This is a genomic window from Methylobacterium sp. A52T, from assembly GCF_053346095.1.
Map to the genome: position 1 here is coordinate 20,564 of NZ_JBKFBI010000015.1, position 17,296 is coordinate 37,859.

Consider the following 17,296-nt stretch of genomic DNA (forward strand, 5'->3'; position numbering starts at 1 on the left):
GCGGGTTGGAACCCATCGAGACCGTCGCACCCCGAACCATGCCTACCGCGCTCGCCCTCTCGCCCCATCTCGACGACGCGGCCTTCTCGTGCGGCGGCCTCCTGGCAAGCCTCGCGCAAGCTGGCTGGCGCGTGGTGATGGCGACCCTGTTCACCGGCAGCGTCGCCGAACCGAGGGGCTTCGCGCTCGCCTGCCAGCTGGACAAGGGGCTCGGACCGGAGGTCGACTACATGGCCCTGCGCCGGGACGAGGATGTCCGGGCTGCCGCGGCGCTCGGCATCGCGCCGCCCGTCCACCTGCCGTTCCGCGAGGCGCCGCACCGGGGCTACGGCTCGGCGCCGGAGCTCTTCGCCGACACGCGCGCCGACGACGGCGTCGCGGCCGAGCTCGCGCCGGCCATCGCGGGGCTGATCGCCGCCGGGAGCCCTGATCTCCTCCTGGCCCCGCAGGCGATCGGCGGGCACGTCGATCACGTCCAGACCGTGCGGGCGCTGCGCGGCCTCGCGCCCGCGCAGCCGATCCTGTGGTGGCGCGACTTTCCCTACACGGTGCGGGAGGCCGCCCCGAAGGCACCCCTCGCCGACCTGTTCGCCGACCTCGCCGAGCCGGCGATGCGCCTCGCCGCGGACGCCCAGGCCCGGAAGCGCGCCGCCTGCGCGGCCTATGCCAGCCAGATCGGCTTCCAGTTCGGCGGCGTGGCCGGCCTCGACGCGCGCCTCGCCCGGGAGGAGGGCACCGAGCGCTTCCGCTGGTCGGGCCGCCTCGGCCCCGCGATCCCCGGCCTCGATGCCGGCTGAGCCGCGGGCGCCGAAGGCGCTGGCCGATCCGGAAGCCCTCGCGGCCCGCCGCGCCCTGATCGACAGCCCCCACATCGCACCGATCCGGGCGCTGGCGGCGCGCATCTCGGCCGAGCGCGGCGCCCCGGTCCCGGCGCCCGACCCCCTGGACGGCGGTGTCGGCGCGCGGATGCTCCTCCTCCTCGAGACCCCCGGCCCGGCGGTCCTGCGCACCGGCTTCGTCACCCGCGACAGCGCGAACGGCACGGCCGCGAACCTGTTCCGCTTCCTCGCCGAGGCCGGGCTCAGCCGGGCCGACACGCTGATCTGGAACGCGGTCCCCTGGCTCATCCACGCCGAGGGCGCCCGCAACCGGGCGCCCCGCCGGGCGGAGGTCGCGGCGGCCGCGCCCTATCTGGCCCCGCTCCTCGACCTGCTGCCGCGCCTCGCCGTGGCGGTGCTGGCCGGCCGCTTCGCCGGGGAGGCCGCGCCCGCCCTCGCGGCGCTGCGTCCCGACCTGCCGGTGGTCCGGGTGCCGCACCCGAGCCCGACCTATGTCTGCACCGCGCCGGAGGTGCAGGAGCGGATCCGGCGCGGCCTCGCGGAGGCGGCCGCGATCCTCGAGCGGACCTCCGGCTGAGGATAGATCGCCCGTCACGGGCCTGCCTTCCCTGGCCTTGCGCCCCGGTTCGGCCTACATGCGGGGCAACGGGCCGCGGTCCGGGAGATTCCGGCACGGGCTGACGGCCTTCGGGCCGGGCCGCGCAGCCGGAAGGGCGGACGCCGATCGGCATGAATTTTCAGGGACAGCACCGGAGCCCGACCGAGCCGGTCGAGCCGGTCCAGCACGATGCCGAGGCGGGCTCGAAGCGGAAGAGCCGGCGCAGCCGCTATGCCTGGATCGGCACGGCGGCCAGCATCGTGCTGTTCGCCGTCTCCCTCGGCGTCCTGTGGAAGCTCGTGCAGAGCGTCAGCTGGGCGGAGGTGCGCAGCGCCATCGCGGCCGCGACCGCCGAGCAGCTCGGGCTCGCCTTCCTGTTCGTCGGCATCAGCTACCTGTTCCTGACCGGCTACGACGCGCTGGCCCTGCGCCAGCTCAAGATCAAGGTGCCGTACCGGATCACCGCGCTCGCCTCCTTCACGAGCTACGCGGTGAGCTTCACCCTCGGCTTCCCGCTGCTCACCGCCGGGACGATCCGCTACTGGATCTACGCCCGGCAGGGGCTCTCGACGGCCAAGATCGCCGCGCTCACCGTCATCGCCGGCTTCACCTTCTGGCTCGGCATGGGCGTGGTGCTGGGCCTGAGCCTGATCATCGAGGCCGGCCAGCTCGCCGGTCTCGCCTTCACGTCGATCCGGATCAACCAGGGCGTCGGCCTCGCGGCGCTCGCCCTGGTGCTCGGCTACCTCGCCTGGGTCTCGGCCAAGAAGCGCAGCATCACCGTCAAGCAGTGGCGCCTGGAGTTGCCGGGCGCCTCGGTCTCCATCGGCCAGATGATCGTCGGGATCGGCGACGTCTGCGCGGCGGCGGCGGTGCTCTACGTCCTGCTGCCCCAGGAGACGACGCTCGGCTTCACCACCTTCCTGGCGATCTACGTGCTCGCCGCCATGCTGGGGATCGCGTCAAACGCGCCGGGCGGGATCGGGGTGTTCGAGGCGACGATCCTGCTCGCCCTGTCGAGCCTGCCGCGCAACGAGGTGCTGACCTCGCTGCTGCTGTTCCGGGGCTGCTACTACGTCGTGCCGTTCGTGACCGCCCTGGCGATGCTCGGGCTGTACGAGATCGTCAAGCGCGCGGGCGGCGCCCGCGATCCCGGGCCTCCGGAGGGCACGGCCGGCCCGTCCGGTCGGGCGTGGCACGACGAGTCCGAGCCCCGCTGAGCGGCCGGCCGCGCCCGCCATGTCCGGCCGCCTGCGCAGCTCCCCCGCCTGGACCGGCGCCGCGATCGCCGCGGGCCTGCTCGGGCTCGCCACCGCGCTGGCCGGGCGGCTCGATCTCCCGCTGATCCTGATCGGCCTCGCGGCGGTCTGCCTGGGCGGCTGGCTCGGCGGGCGCGGCCGCGAGGCGCCCGTGCCGCGCCCGGCCACCACCACGCCGCGCCACGCCGTCGCCGAGGCGCTGCTCGCCCACGTGCCGGACCCGGTCATCCTGGTCGACCGGCGCACCCTGGTGCTGGAGGCCAATCCCGCCGCCCGGGCGCTCCTGCCGGCCCTCCATCAGGCCCGGCCGCTGTCCTTCGCGCTCCGCGACCCGGAGGTCCTCGACGGCATCGAAGCGGTGCTGAGTTCGGGCCTCCCCCGCCGCGTCGCGCTGTCGACCCGGGTGCCGCTGGAGCGGACCTTCGATGTCCAGATCGGCGCCCTGCCGATGCCCGACGGGTCGGGCGTCAGCGCGCTGCTGTTCCTGCGCGACCTCACCGCGGCCCGGCGCCTGGAGGCGATGCGGGTCGACTTCGTCGCCAACGCCAGCCACGAGCTGCGCACGCCGCTCGCCACCCTGATCGGGTTCATCGAGACCCTGCAGGGGCCGGCCCGCGACGACGCGCAGGCCCGGGAGCGCTTCCTGGAGATCATGCGCGTCCAGGCCCTGCGGATGACGCGGCTGATCGACGACCTGCTGTCGCTGTCGCGGATCGAGCTGCGCGAGCACGTCGCCCCCACCGCGGTGGTCGATCTCGGGGCGCTCGCCCGCCAGATGGTCGACGCCCAGGGTCCGCCCGCCGAGGCGCGGGGCGCCGCGATTCGGCTGGAGGAGGGGGCGGGGCCCTACGCGGTCCCCGGCGACGCCGACGAGCTGGCGCGGGTGATCGAGAACCTGATCGAGAACGCCGTGAAGTACGGCGGCGGCCGGATCAGCGTCGGGCTCGCCCGCGAGGACGACCCGCGCCTCGGGCGCCGCGTCGTCCTGTCGGTCGCCGATGACGGGCCAGGCATCCCGCCCGAGCACATCCCGCGGCTGACGGAGCGCTTCTACCGGGTCGACGTCGCCTCCAGTCGCGCCCGCGGCGGCACGGGGCTGGGGCTCGCCATCGTCAAGCACAGCCTCAACCGCCACCGCGGCCGCCTCGCCATCGAGAGCGCGGCCGGCGAGGGGACGACCGTGCGGGTCAGCCTGCCCGAGTACGGCGCCCCGCCGCCTCGGTTCGCGGCCGATCAGGCCGGCCCGGTATAGGGGCCGATTCCGAGCCCGGCCTCGACGCGCCTGACCCAGGCGCGGATCGCCGGGTAATCCGTCAGGTCGAAGCCCCCCTCGTGGGCCATGCGCGTGTAGGCGACGAGTGCCGCGTCGGCGAGGGTCAGGGTCTCGCCCGCCATGAAGGCCGAGCGCCCGAGGGTGTCCTCCATCAGCCGCAGCGCGTCGGCGCCGCGCTCGGCGAGCTTCGGGTCGAGATCCTCGGGCGCCCGCTCGAGGTAGTGGAGCTGATAGCGGCGGACCGCGATGTAGGGCTCGTGGCTGTACTGCTCCCAGAACATCCACTGCAGCATGCGGGCGCGGGGCAGGGGCTCCGCGGGTACCAGCGCGGAGCCCTCCGCGAGGTAGACGATGATCGCGTTCGATTCCGACAGCACGGTGCCGTCGGGCAGGACGACGATGGGCACGCGGCCGGCGGGGTTCAGGGCGAGGAAATCGGGCCGGCGCGTCCCGCCGCCCGGGACGTCGACGTCGCGCCAGACCGCCGGGATGCCGAGATGCGCCGCGACCCACTTGACCTTGAGGCAGTTGCCGGAACCCGGGTCGCCGTAGATCGTCAGCGGCTCGCTCATCTGTTTCCCCGTCGCTCCGGTGGGCGGCAACCTTGGCCGGGCGGGCGCGATTCGACAACGGCCGCGGCCCGCATCGACCGGCCGGATCCGCAGCCTCGCCCGCGGGCCCTTGACCTTCCCATCATGGGAAGCCCCATCTGACCGGGCATGGATGCTTCCAACCGGACCACCGCCATGTCGAGATCCGTCGCCCTGACCCTCCCCGTCGAGGGCATGTCCTGCGCCTCCTGCGTCGGCCGCGTCGAGCGCGCCCTCGCGGCGCTGCCCGGCGCCCGGGACGTGGCGGTGAACCTCGCCACCCACCGCGCCAGCCTCGTCCTCGACGGGGCGGCGAGCCCGGGCGACGTCGCGACGGCGCTCGCGGATGCCGGCTACCCCGTCCCAGAGACGCAGAGCCTGCTGGCCGTGGACGGGATGTCCTGCGCGAGCTGCGTCGGCCGCGTCGAGCGGGCGCTGGCCGCCGTTCCGGGGGTGACCGGGGCCAGCGTCAACCTCGCCGCGGGCCGGGCCGCGATCCGCCATCCCGAGGGCGTGGTGCCGATGGACGCGCTGGTGGCGGCCGTCGAGACGGCCGGCTACGAGGCCCGGCCGGTCGAGGCCGGCCACCCGGTCGACCCCGCCGCCCGTCAGGCCGAGGAGGGGCGCGCCCTGCGCCGCGACCTGATCGCCGCCGCCCTGCTGTCGGTGCCCGTCGTGGTCCTCGACATGGGCGGCCACCTGCTGCCGGCGCTGCACGGCGGCCCCGTGACGGCCCTGGTCCAGGCCGCGCTGGCCACCCTGGTCCTCGCCGGCCCGGGGCGGCGCTTCTTCCTGCGCGGCGTACCGGGCCTGCTGCGCGGCCATCCCGACATGAACGCCCTGGTCGCCCTCGGGGCCGGCGCCGCCTACCTGTACTCGCTGGTCTCGACCCTGGCTCCGGACCTCCTGCCGGCCGGGGCGGCGCACCTCTACTTCGAGGCGAGCGTCCTGATCGTCACGCTGATCCTGCTCGGCCGGACGCTGGAGGCCCGCGCCAAGGGACGCACGGGCCAGGCGATCGCGCGGCTTATGGACCTGACGCCGAAGACCGCTCGGGTCGTCCGCGACGGCGCGGAGACCGAGGTTCCCCTCGACGCCCTGCGCCTCGGCGACGTCGTCCGGGTGCGTCCGGGCGAGCGGGTGGCGGCGGACGGCGCCGTGGTCTCCGGCACCAGCCACGTCGACGAGAGCATGGTGACGGGCGAGCCGGCGCCGGTGCGCAAGGGCCCGGGCGATCCCGTAATCGGCGGGACGCTCAACGGCCGCGGCAGTCTCGACCTGCGGGTCGAGGCCGTGGGCGGCGCCACCGTGGTGGCGCAGATCGCCGCCATGGTGGAGCGCGCCCAGGGCGGCAAGCTGCCGATCCAGGCGCTGGTCGACCGCGTCACCGGTCGGTTCGTCCCGGCGGTGATCGGCATCGCCGCGGTGACCTTCCTGGCCTGGCTGGCGCTGGCGCCGGCCCCGGCGCTGGGTCCGGCCCTGGTCAACGCCGTCGCGGTGCTGATCATCGCCTGCCCCTGCGCGATGGGACTGGCGACGCCGACCGCCATCATGGTCGGCACCGGGCGCGCGGCGGCGCGCGGCGTGCTGTTCCGCGACGGCGCGGCACTGCAGGGCCTGCGCGACGTGCGGGTGGTGGCCCTCGACAAGACCGGCACCCTGACCGAGGGCCGCCCTCGCCTCACCGAGATCGTCCCGGCCGCGGGCGTCGCGGAGGACGCGGTGCTGGCCCTCGCCGCCGCTCTGGAGACCCGCTCCGAGCACCCGCTGGCCGGCGCCGTCGTGGCGGCCGCCCGCGAGCGCGGCCTCGACCTGCCGGAACCGGACAGCTTCGAGGCGGTGGCGGGCTTCGGGATCTCCGGACAGGTCGCGGGCCGGGCCGTGGCCCTCGGCGCGCCGCGCTACCTGGAGCGCCTCGGCGTCGCCCTCGACCCGGATCTCGCCGTCCGGGCCGAGGCGCTGGCGGGCGCGGGGCGGAGCCCGATCCACCTCGTCCTCGACGGCCGCCACGCCGCGATCCTGGCGGTGGCCGATCCCGTGAAGCCGGGCGCCCGCGCGGCGGTCGCGGCCCTGAAGGCGCGCGGCCTCGCGGTGGCGATGGTCACGGGCGACGATCCCGTCACCGCCGCCGGCGTGGCGCAGAGCCTCGGCATCGACGCCGTGGCCGCCGGGGTGCTGCCCGGCGGGAAGGTCGAGGCGGTCCAGCGATTCCGGGCCGCGCACGGGCCGGTGGCCTTCGTGGGCGACGGCATCAACGACGCGCCGGCGCTGGCCGAGGCCGATGTCGGACTGGCGATCGGCACCGGCACCGACATCGCCGTCGAGAGCGCCGACGTGGTGCTGATGTCGGGCGATCTGGAGGCCCTGGTCGAGGCCCTGGCGCTGTCGCGGGCGGTGATGGCCAACATCCGCCAGAACCTGTTCTGGGCCTTCGCCTACAACGCCGCGCTGATCCCGGTGGCGGCCGGCGTGCTGGTGCCGTTCGGCGGGCCGGCCCTGTCGCCGATCCTGGCCGCGGGCGCCATGGCCTTCTCGAGCGTGTTCGTCCTGGGCAACGCCCTGCGGCTGCGCCGGGCCGGCGGGCGTCCCGCGGCGGCCGAGGGGCCGGCGCTCGCCGCGAGGCCGGCATGAGCGCGGCGACGCTCACGATCGGCGAGGCGGCCCGCCGGACCGGCGTCTCGGCCAAGATGATCCGCTGGTACGAGGCGACCGGCCTGCTGCCGCCGGCCGCCCGGTCCGAATCCGGCTACCGCCATTACGGCGAGGCGGACCTGCACACGCTGCGCTTCATCCGCCGCGCCCGCGACCTCGGCTTCAGCGTGGACGCGATCGCGGATCTCCTGGCGCTCTGGCGCGACCGCGCCCGGCCGAGCGCCGGGGTGAAGGCGATCGCGCAGGAGCAGATCGCCGATCTGCGCCGCCGCATCGCCGAGATGGAGGGCATGGCCCGCACCCTGGAGCACCTGGCGGAGGCCTGCTGCGGCGACGCGCGGCCGGACTGCCCGATCCTGGACGACCTCGCCGCGGGCGACCATCCACCCGCGCCGCGGCGGCGCGGGCGCGGGATCACGGGGCGGGGTGCGGCGTGAGCGGAGCGGACGCGGATACCGAGCTTGGCCGTTGACGGCGGCTCTGGCCCCGGCTTTGCTGGTCCGGCCCACCCGCCAAGGCCACGAGAGCCCCGCCCCGATGCCCGTCCTCGAACGGATCCGCGCCTTCGCCGACACGATGACGGCGTGGCGGCACGACCTGCACGCCCATCCCGAGCTGCTCTACGACGTCGACCGCACCGCCGGCTTCGTCGCCGAGACGCTGCGGTCCTTCGGCTGCGACGAGGTCGTCACCGGCATCGGCCGCACCGGGGTGGTGGGCGTCATCCGCGGCCGGGGACGCAGCTCCAACCGCGCCATCGGCCTGCGCGCCGACATGGACGCCCTGCCGATCCAGGAGGTGCGCGACCTGCCCTACCGCTCCACCGTGCCGGGCAAGATGCACGCCTGCGGCCACGACGGTCACACGACCATGCTCCTCGGCGCCGCCAAGTACCTCGCCGAGACCCGGGATTTCGACGGGGCGGCCGTGCTGATCTTCCAGCCCGCCGAGGAGGGCGGCGGCGGCGGCGAGGCGATGGTCGACGACGGAATGATGGAGCGGTTCGGGGTCGAGTCGGTCTACGGGATGCACAACATCCCCGGCATGGCGGTCGGCACCTTCGCGATCCGGCCGGGGCCGATCATGGCCTCGACCGACCGCTTCACGATCACGATCGAGGGACGGGGCGGCCACGCGGCCCTGCCGCAGAACGCCGTCGACAGCGTGCTCGTGTCGAGCCACGTGATCATCGCCCTGCAGAGCATCGTGTCGCGCAACCTCGACCCGGTGCAGTCGGCCGTGGTCTCGGTCTGCGCGCTGGAGGCCGGCGAGGCCTTCAACGTCCTGCCGCAGACCGTCACCATGCGCGGCACCATGCGCACGCTGTCCCAGGCCGTGCGCGGCGAGATCAAGGCGCGGATCGAGACCCTGGTGGCCGAGATCGCCGGCGGCTTCGGCGCGCGGGGCGGGGTCGCCTACGGAGCGAGCTACCCGGTGACCGAGAACCACCCCGCCGAGACCGACTTCATGGCCGGCGTCGCCGAGGCGCTGGTGGGTGAGGAGAACGTCGACCGGACGGTGGCGCCGATGATGACCGCCGAGGACTTCTCCTACATGCTCGCCCGCCGTCCCGGCGCCTACATGTTCATCGGCAACGGCGACAGCGCCTCGCTCCACCACCCGCACTACGATTTCAACGACGCGGCCGCGCCGTACGGGGCTTCCCTGTGGGCGCGACTGATCGAGACCGGGCTGCCGCGCACCGCCTGAGCGCGCCCCCATCCGCACCGTCATCGCGCGCGCAGCGAAGCGACCCAGGGCTGCGCGACATCTGTCAGCGGGGTGCCGACTGGATCGCTTCGCTGCGCTCGCGACGACGGGAGGCGATCAGCCGCCGTAGCGGGCCTTGAGCAGCGCGTAGGTCAGCCGCGCCGTCTGGACCTCGCCGCCCTCCGGCCGGCCGGGCTTGGTGGAGGGGTTCCAGCCGTAGAGGTCGAAATGGCCGTGCGCCTTCGTGTTGGGCGCGAAGCGCCGCAGGAACAGGGCCGCGGTGATCGCCCCCGCGAACGGCCCGCCGGAGACGTTGTTCAGGTCGGCGACCTTGGAATCGAGCAGGCTCGCGTAGGGCGCGTGCAGCGGCATGCGCCAGACCGGATCGATCGCCGCCCGGCCGGCCCGCGCCACCGCCTCGGCCAGCGCGTCGTCCTCCGTGAAGAAGGCCGGCAGGTCCGGCCCGAGCGCCACGCGGGCCGCGCCGGTGAGGGTCGAGAAGTCGAGGATCAGGTCGGGGGAATCCGCGTCCGCGAGGGCGAGGGCGTCGGCGAGGATCAGCCGGCCCTCCGCGTCGGTGTTGCCGATCTCGACGCTGAGCCCGGCCCGGCTCGGCAGCACGTCGCCGGGGCGGAAGGCGTTGCCCGCGACCGCGTTCTCCACCGCGGGGATCAGCAGGCGCAGGCGCAGGTTCAGGCCCGCGCCCATGACCATGTCGGCGGCGGCCAGCGCCGCGGCGGCGCCGCCCATGTCCTTCTTCATCAGCAGCATCGCGGCCGACGGCTTCAGGTCGAGGCCGCCTGTGTCGAAGGCCACGCCCTTGCCGACCAGGGTCACGCGCGGCGCGTCCGCCGGCCCCCAGGTCAGGTCGATCAGCCGCGGGGCCCGGGGCGACGCGGCGCCGACCGCGTGGATCAGCGGGTACCCCTCGGCGAGGGCCGCGCCTTCCGTGACGGCGACGGAGGCGCCGTGGCGCTCGGCCACCGCCCGGGCGGCCGCCTCGATCTCGGCGGGTCCGAGATCGTTGGCCGGCGTGTTGACGAGATCCCGGCCCAGCGCGACCGCGGCGGCGATCCGCTCCACCTCGGCCGTGTCGATGCCGGCGGGTGCCGCGAGCCGGGCCTTCGTGCCGCCGCCGGACCGGTAGCGGCCGAAGCGGTAGCTCCCCATCAGCCAGGCGAGGGCGGCCTCGGCCAGCTCGGGGGCGTCGTCCAGGTGGAAGGCCCCCTCCGGCAGCAGCCCCGGCAGCTTGCCGGCGAGGAGCCTGTCGTAGGCCGCGGCCTCCGGATCGCCGAGGCCGAACAAGACCCGCGCGAGGCCGCCGTCCGGGCCGGGCAGGAGCGCGAGGCTGCCCGCCTTCGGCTTGAAGCCGATGGCCCGGGCGAAGCTCCGCTGGGCGGGCTCCAGGCCGGACTCGACCGCCGCCCAGCCCCCGGTGGTGACCAGCGTCACCGGTACGGCCTGCGTGTCGCCGGGCAGCAGCCCGCGGGTCGTCGCCGGAATCTCGGCCTGGGTCATGTGCCTCTCGCGTGCCGCCCGGACCGGCGGCTTAACCGGTGATTAGGGTTAACGCTCTATCACCGGCCGGCCGGGAGCGTGAAGCGCGTGCCATCGCGTCCGGTCCCGATGCCGGCGGAGCGCACCATGATGACGGCCCTGTTCCGGGTCACCCGATCCCAGGCACGCCCCGGACGCCGCGCCGCCCTCGCGGCCGCCGTCGTCGCGCTGGGCCTGGCCGGCTGCAACACCCGCTCGCCCGAGACGACCGGGTCGATCGGCCCCCTCGGCGGGCCGTCCGCGGCCGCCGCGGCGCCCTCGCGGCAGGACATCGACCGGCTGGCCGAGCGCTACAATGCCGACCCCGCCGACGGGCGCACGGCGATGGCCTACGCCCGCGCCCTGCGGGCCACAGACCAGATTGGCCAGGCCTCGGCGGTGCTGCAGCAGGCCGCCCTGCGCAACCCGCGCGACCAGGCCCTGCTCGGTGCCTACGGAAAGTCGCTGGTCGAGGCGGGCCGCTTCCGCGAGGCGATCGACGTGCTCGCCAACGCGCACACGCCCGCCAATCCCGACTGGCGCATCCTGTCGGCGCAGGGCTCGGCCTCCGCCCAGCTCGGCGAGCAGGCCCGCGCCCAGGGCTTCTACGAGGCCGCCCTCAAGATCCGCCCGAACGAGCCCTCGCTCCTGTCCAATCTCGGCCTGTCCTACGCGCTGTCGCGCAACCTCGATCAGGCCGAGCAGACCCTGCGCCTCGCCGCCGACCAGCCCGGCGCCGACGCGCGGGTGCGGGCCAACCTCGCCATGGTGCTCGGCCTCAAGGGCCGCTTCGCCGATGCCGAGGCCGTCCTGCGCCGCGACATGAGCGCCGAGGAGGCGGCCACGAACGTCGCGTCCCTGCGCAGGCTCGCGGCCCAGCCGAATCGGTCGAAGGCCCTGTCCGTCGCGGGCATGCCCGGGCAAGGGTAGGGCGCCCGCCCCACGCGACTCCCTCCCTGCTGCGGGCTCGCGGACTCACGTAACGGGTCCGGCAACACCGGTGCAGCTCTCCGCTCCCCCTCGGGAGAGGGAGCCTGCCGCGCTCGGCCGCCACCGCCGATGGCCCGCCGGAGATGCGCGAGTCGCGCAGGCCTGCGCGGCGCGCGCCCAGTCGCCGCCACGCTCCCCGACAGGAAAACGCACCTGTCATGACGACCCGGTAGCGGCCAGATTCGAAAAGTTCTATATCCCTCCGCGGCTGCGCCGCGCGGCATCACGGGCGTCCAAATCGCCCCCGCGCATCGTCCTGCCCGGGCACTCCCGGGGCGGCGCGCGCCCGTCGGGCGCTACACAGGCCGAACACGGATCTCGTAGCGCAGGTCTTGCCTGCGCGTGTTCGACAACCCGCAGCGAGGATAGAACCAGCCGTGCCCTCACTCGACAGCTTCAAGGCCCGCCAGACGCTCGAAGCCGGCGGCAAGACCTACACCTACTATTCCATTCCCGCGGCCGAGAAGAACGGCCTCGCCTCGGCGGCCGCGCTGCCCTTCTCCATGAAGGTGATCCTGGAGAACCTGCTCCGCTACGAGGACGACCGCTCGGTCAAGAAGGCCGATATCGAGGCCGCCGTCGGCTGGCTCGACCAGAAGGGCAAGGCCGAGGTCGAGATCGCGTTCCGCCCCTCCCGCGTGCTGATGCAGGACTTCACCGGAGTGCCGGCGGTGGTCGACCTCGCGGCCATGCGCGACGCCATGGTGGCGCTCGGCGGCGACCCGCAGAAGATCAACCCGCTGGTGCCGGTGGACCTCGTCATCGACCACTCGGTGATCGTCGACGAGTTCGGCACCCCGAAGGCGCTGGCCGACAACGTCGCCCTGGAATACGAGCGCAACGGCGAGCGCTACACCTTCCTGAAGTGGGGCCAGTCGGCCTTCGACAACTTCTCGGTGGTCCCCCCGGGCACCGGCATCTGCCACCAGGTGAACCTGGAATACCTTGCCCAGACCGTCTGGACGAAGTCGGAGAACGGCGCCGACGTCGCCTATCCCGACTCGCTCGTCGGCACCGATTCGCACACCACCATGGTCAACGGCATGGCCGTGCTGGGCTGGGGCGTCGGCGGCATCGAGGCCGAGGCGGCCATGCTCGGCCAGCCGCTGTCGATGCTGATCCCCGAGGTCGTGGGCTTCAAGCTGTCGGGCAAGCTGCCCGAGGGCACCACCGCCACCGACCTCGTGCTCACCGTCACCCAGATGCTGCGCAAGAAGGGCGTGGTCGGCAAGTTCGTGGAGTTCTACGGCCCCGGCCTCGACGACATGGCGGTGGCCGACCGGGCCACGATCTCCAACATGGCCCCCGAGTACGGCGCGACCTGCGGCTTCTTCCCGGTCGACCAGAAGACCATCGACTTCCTGAAGGTCACCGGCCGCTCCGACGACCGGATCGCCCTGGTCGAGGCCTACGCCAAGGCGCAGGGCATGTGGCGCGACGCTCAGACCCCCGACCCGGTCTTCACCGACACGCTGGAGCTCGACATGGGCCAGGTCCGGCCCTCGCTCGCCGGCCCGAAGCGCCCGCAGGACCGGGTGCTGCTCGACGGCGCCAAGCCCGGCTTCGCCGCCTCGATGGAGACCGAGTTCAAGAAGGCCGCCGACCTCGCGCGCCGCTACCCGGTCGAGGGCACCAACTTCGACATCGGGCACGGTGACGTGGTGATCGCCGCGATCACGAGCTGCACCAACACGTCGAACCCCTCGGTGATGATCGGCGCCGGGCTGCTCGCCCGCAACGCCGTCGCCAAGGGCCTGCGCTCCAAGCCGTGGGTGAAGACCTCGCTCGCGCCCGGATCGCAGGTGGTCGGCGAGTACCTGGAGAAGTCCGGCCTGCAGGAGCCGCTGGACGCGCTCGGCTTCAACCTCGTGGGCTTCGGCTGCACGACCTGCATCGGCAATTCCGGCCCGCTGCCGGAGGCGATCTCGAAGGCGATCAACGACAACGACGTCGTCGCCGCCGCGGTGCTCTCGGGCAACCGCAACTTCGAGGGACGCGTGAACCCGGACGTGCGGGCGAACTACCTCGCCTCGCCGCCGCTGGTCGTCGCCTACGCGCTGGCCGGCTCGCTCCAGATCGACATCACCACGGAGCCGCTGGGCCAGGGCTCGGACGGCAAGCCCGTCTACCTCAAGGACATCTGGCCGTCCTCGGCCGAGGTCCAGCAGTTCATCGAGGAGAACATCACCTCCGCGCTGTTCAAGTCCCGCTACGCGGACGTGTTCGGCGGCGACCAGAACTGGAAGGACGTCGAGGTCACCGAGGCCGAGACCTTCGCGTGGAACCCGGGCTCCACCTACGTGCAGAACCCGCCCTACTTCGTCGGCATGGAGAAGACCCCGAAGCCGGTCGAGGACATCGAGGGCGCGCGCATCCTCGGCCTGTTCCTCGACTCGATCACCACCGACCACATCTCGCCGGCGGGCAACATCCGCGCGGCCTCGCCGGCCGGCGAGTACCTGCAGTCGCACCAGGTGCGCGTGCAGGACTTCAACCAGTACGGCACGCGGCGCGGCAACCACGAGGTGATGATGCGGGGCACCTTCGCCAACATCCGCATCAAGAACCAGATGGTGAAGGACGCCTCCGGCGGCGTGGTCGAGGGCGGGTGGACGCACTTCCAGCCGTCCGGCGAGAAGATGTTCATCTACGACGCGGCGATGAAGTACGCGGAAGCCGGTACCCCGCTCGTCATCTTCGCCGGCAAGGAGTACGGCACCGGCTCGTCGCGCGACTGGGCCGCGAAGGGCACGAAGCTGCTCGGCGTCCGCGCCGTGGTGGCCGAGAGCTTCGAGCGCATCCACCGCTCGAACCTCGTCGGGATGGGCGTGGTGCCGCTGGTCTTCCAGGGCGACACGAGCTGGCAGTCGCTGGGCCTGAAGGGTGACGAGACCGTCACCATCAAGGGCCTCGCCGGCGAGCTGAAGCCCCGCCAGACGCTCACCGCGGAGATCAAGTCCGCCGACGGCTCGGTGAAGCAGGTCCCGCTGACCTGCCGCATCGATACGCTCGACGAACTCGAGTACTTCCGCAACGGCGGCATCCTGCCCTACGTGCTGCGCTCGCTCGCGGCGTGATCCTCATCGGGCGGCCCCCGGGCCGCCCACACGACCGATGAGGTGGCGTCCCCGGACGCCGCCTTATTTGTTTCACAGCACAGGCATTTCGCTTGCGCGCAACCTTGTTCCGCGTCTGGGCCGCCCCATAACCCGGCTCCTGAAGCCAGGATGGGACCCCGATGAAGCACCTCAGCAAGACACTCGTCGCCGCCGGCCTGACGGCCCTGCTGTCGAGTGCGGCCTTCGCCGCGCAGGTCGAGCGCGTCCGCGGGACCGTCGACAAGGCCGACGGCGGCACGGTCACGATCAAGACCGACGACGGCAAGACCGAGACCGTCGACGTGAGCGGCGCCAAGTTCGCCTGGGTTGTCCCGTCGAGCCTCGACGCGATCAAGGACGGCGTCTTCATCGGCACCGCCACCAAGGGCGAGAACCCGATGACCGCCCTGGAGGTCGTGCTCTTCCCCGAATCGATGCGCGGCACCGGCGAGGGGCATTACGGCTGGGACTCGATCACCGACCACACCGCGGGCGCCGGCGCCAAGGTGAAGAGCGCGATGACCAACGGCACCGTGAAGGCCGAGTCGTCGAACGCCCCGAAGGTGAAGAGCGCGATGACGAACGGCACCGTGAAGGCCGACAAGGCGGCCTCAGGCGGGGAGCGCACGTTGACGGTGAGCTACGGCAAGGACGGCTCCAAGGAGATCGTGGTGCCGGCCTCGGCGCCGATCGTGGCCTTCGAGCCCGCCGACAAGGCGATCCTGACCCCCGGGTCGAAGGTGTTCGCCGTGGTCGCCAAGGACGGCAGCAAGGCCGAGGGCAAGCTCGTGGCGGTCGGCAAGGACGGCCTGACCCCGCCCATGTGAGGACGATCGCCGGTGGGGCGCCGGAGGGAACCGGTGCCCCGCCTCCGACCGTTCCCGGCGGCTTGGTATACCAAGATACGCATACAGACTGCGCCGAAAGGGATTAAAATCGCCGCTTCGACGTGCCGTGCGCTGGCACCCTGCACACAAATCGCGCATGTTCGCGCGCCGACCGGCCCGCCATCGAGGTCGTCGCGGAGGAGTCCATCATGGGTGCTGGAGTGGCAGGCGCGATCGCGCCTGACGGGATGCCGGGTCTGTTGTCGCGCGAGCGGATCGTGGCCAAGCCGGGCTTCAACCGGTGGCTGGTGCCGCCGGCGGCGTTGGCGATCCATCTCTGCATCGGGATGGCCTACGGACTGTCGGTGTTCTGGCTGCCGCTGACCCGGGCGCTCTCCGTGGGCAAGCCGGCGCCCGCCGCCTGCCCCGACATGGGCGTGATGACGGCCCTGTTCACCACCACCTGCGACTGGCGGGTCAGCGACCTCGTCACGGTCTTCTCCATCGGCATCGTCGTGCTCGGCCTCTCGGCCGCCCTGTTCGGCGGCTGGCTGGAGCGCGCCGGACCGCGCAAGGCCGGCATCGCGGCGGCCCTCTGCTGGGGCGGCGGCTTCCTGATCGGCGCCTTCGGCGTCTACATCCACCAGCTCTGGCTGGTCTGGCTCGGCATGGGCCTGATCGGCGGCATCGGCCTCGGGCTCGGCTACATCTCGCCGGTTTCGACCCTGATCAAGTGGTTCCCGGACCGCCGCGGCATGGCGACCGGCATGGCGATCATGGGCTTCGGCGGCGGCGCGATGATCGGCTCGCCCCTGGCCGACAGCCTGATCAAGAGCTTCCGGACCGCCGATTCGGCCGGCGTCTGGCAGACCCTCGCGGTGATGGGCTTGGGATACATCCTGTTCATGCTGGGCGGCGCGTTCGGCTACCGGGTGCCGCCGGCCGGCTGGCGCCCGGACGGCTGGACCAGCCCGACCGCCAAGAACGCCATGATCGCCTCGGGGCACGTCCACCTGCGCGACGCCCACAAGACCGTCCAGTTCTGGATGATCTGGCTCGTCCTGTTCCTCAACGTGTCGGCCGGCATCGGCGTGCTGGCGCTGGCCTCGCCGATGCTCCAGGAGATCTTCGGCGGCGAGCTGATCGGCCTGCCCGGCACCGGCTTCTCGGCCCTCGACGCCGGCCAGAAGGCGCAGGTCGCGGCCATCGCGGCCGGCTTCGTCGGCCTGCTCTCGCTGTTCAACATCCTGGGCCGGTTCTTCTGGGCCTCGATGTCGGACCGCATCGGGCGGAAGGTCACCTACGCGATCTTCTTCGCCCTGGGCGGCCTCCTGTACGCGGCCGCGCCCTGGGCCGCCGGCATCGGCTCGCAGGCGCTGTTCGTCGCCATCTTCTGCGTGATCCTGTCCATGTACGGCGGCGGCTTCGCGACCGTGCCGGCCTACCTCGCCGACGTGTTCGGCACGCAGTTCGTGGGCGCCATCCACGGGCGCCTGCTCACCGCGTGGTCGATGGCCGGCATCGTCGGGCCCTTCGTCATCACCAAGATCCGCGAGGCGCAGGTCGCCGCGGGCGTGCAGGGGGCCGATCTCTACGGCCGGACCATGTACGTGCTGGCGAGCTTCCTGGCGGTCGGCTTCCTCTGCAACCTGCTCGTCCGGCCCCTGGCGCAACGCTGGTTCATGTCTGATTCCGAGCGGGCCTCCTTGGACGTCCGCGCGGGCGCCACGGCCTCGGGGCCGTCCGGCTCCTTCGGGATCGGCCGCGGCGGCTTCAGCGCCGGCGCCGCCCTGGCCTGGGCGGTGGTCGGCATCCCGATCGTCTGGGGCATCGGCATCACCCTGTCGAAGGCGTTCATCCTGTTCCGCTGAGCGGGCACGCTCGGTTGTGGCGGGCCCGGCGGGCCGCTAGGTTTCCGGCGCCT

13 protein-coding genes are annotated in these 17,296 nt (G+C 73.2%); 11 read left to right on the forward strand and 2 right to left on the reverse strand.

Translation table 11 applies throughout. From position 1 onward, the window contains the following. Positions 1-38 precede the first annotated feature (38 nt). The 4 genes from ACLBYE_RS06000 (at position 39) to ACLBYE_RS06015 (ending at position 3,948) form a co-directional block, all read left to right on the forward strand. Positions 39-797 (forward strand): PIG-L deacetylase family protein, encoded by a 759-nt coding sequence (locus ACLBYE_RS06000; protein ID WP_447693448.1) that lies wholly within the window; start codon positions 39-41, stop codon positions 795-797. Then, positions 787-1,416: a uracil-DNA glycosylase gene (locus tag ACLBYE_RS06005; RefSeq protein WP_447693449.1), complete on the forward strand. Its 630-nt coding sequence runs from the start codon at positions 787-789 to the stop codon at positions 1,414-1,416. The genes ACLBYE_RS06000 and ACLBYE_RS06005 overlap by 11 nt, the downstream gene beginning before the upstream one ends. A 152-nt stretch (positions 1,417-1,568) precedes the next feature. Beyond that, positions 1,569-2,657: a lysylphosphatidylglycerol synthase domain-containing protein gene (locus tag ACLBYE_RS06010; RefSeq protein WP_447693450.1), complete on the forward strand. Its 1,089-nt coding sequence runs from the start codon at positions 1,569-1,571 to the stop codon at positions 2,655-2,657. Between the two features lie 19 nt (positions 2,658-2,676). Further along, positions 2,677-3,948: an ATP-binding protein gene (locus ACLBYE_RS06015; protein WP_447693451.1), complete on the forward strand. Its 1,272-nt coding sequence runs from the start codon at positions 2,677-2,679 to the stop codon at positions 3,946-3,948. On the opposite strand, the gene ACLBYE_RS06020 is transcribed toward ACLBYE_RS06015, so the two are convergent. Continuing rightward, entirely contained in the window at positions 3,930-4,541 is a 612-nt protein-coding gene (locus ACLBYE_RS06020) for a glutathione S-transferase family protein (RefSeq protein ID WP_447693452.1), read from the reverse strand. The two genes, ACLBYE_RS06015 and ACLBYE_RS06020, sit on opposite strands and share 19 nt — an antisense overlap. A 174-nt stretch (positions 4,542-4,715) precedes the next feature. Here ACLBYE_RS06020 and ACLBYE_RS06025 point away from each other — a divergent pair, with 174 nt between their 5' ends. From ACLBYE_RS06025 to ACLBYE_RS06035, 3 genes are all read left to right on the forward strand, one after another. Further along, positions 4,716-7,190, forward strand: a complete 2,475-nt coding sequence (locus ACLBYE_RS06025) for a heavy metal translocating P-type ATPase (RefSeq protein WP_447693453.1) — start codon at positions 4,716-4,718, stop codon at positions 7,188-7,190. Next, positions 7,187-7,648 (forward strand): Cu(I)-responsive transcriptional regulator, encoded by a 462-nt coding sequence (cueR, locus tag ACLBYE_RS06030; protein ID WP_056526064.1) that lies wholly within the window; start codon positions 7,187-7,189, stop codon positions 7,646-7,648. The genes ACLBYE_RS06025 and cueR overlap by 4 nt, the downstream gene beginning before the upstream one ends. Before the next feature lie 100 nt (positions 7,649-7,748). Beyond that, complete coding sequence (locus ACLBYE_RS06035) at positions 7,749-8,921, forward strand: M20 aminoacylase family protein (protein WP_020092575.1); 1,173 nt, start codon at positions 7,749-7,751, stop codon at positions 8,919-8,921. A 117-nt stretch (positions 8,922-9,038) separates the two neighbouring features. On the opposite strand, the gene ACLBYE_RS06040 is transcribed toward ACLBYE_RS06035, so the two are convergent. Continuing rightward, positions 9,039-10,439, reverse strand: coding sequence for a leucyl aminopeptidase family protein (locus ACLBYE_RS06040; RefSeq protein WP_447693454.1), 1,401 nt, complete (start codon positions 10,437-10,439; stop codon positions 9,039-9,041). 129 nt (positions 10,440-10,568) lie between these two features. Here ACLBYE_RS06040 and ACLBYE_RS06045 point away from each other — a divergent pair, with 129 nt between their 5' ends. The 4 genes from ACLBYE_RS06045 (at position 10,569) to ACLBYE_RS06060 (ending at position 17,243) form a co-directional block, all read left to right on the forward strand. Then, positions 10,569-11,387, forward strand: coding sequence for a hypothetical protein (locus tag ACLBYE_RS06045; RefSeq protein ID WP_447693476.1), 819 nt, complete (start codon positions 10,569-10,571; stop codon positions 11,385-11,387). A 437-nt stretch (positions 11,388-11,824) separates the two neighbouring features. After that, positions 11,825-14,524, forward strand: coding sequence for an aconitate hydratase AcnA (gene acnA, locus ACLBYE_RS06050; RefSeq protein ID WP_447693455.1), 2,700 nt, complete (start codon positions 11,825-11,827; stop codon positions 14,522-14,524). A 161-nt stretch (positions 14,525-14,685) separates the two neighbouring features. Then, positions 14,686-15,372, forward strand: a complete 687-nt coding sequence (locus ACLBYE_RS06055; RefSeq protein WP_331298666.1) for a metal ABC transporter permease — start codon at positions 14,686-14,688, stop codon at positions 15,370-15,372. A 209-nt stretch (positions 15,373-15,581) separates the two neighbouring features. Beyond that, positions 15,582-17,243 carry an OFA family MFS transporter gene (locus tag ACLBYE_RS06060; protein WP_447693456.1) on the forward strand — a complete coding sequence of 554 codons (1,662 nt, stop codon included), beginning with the start codon at positions 15,582-15,584 and terminating at the stop codon, positions 17,241-17,243. Positions 17,244-17,296: the final 53 nt, after the last annotated feature.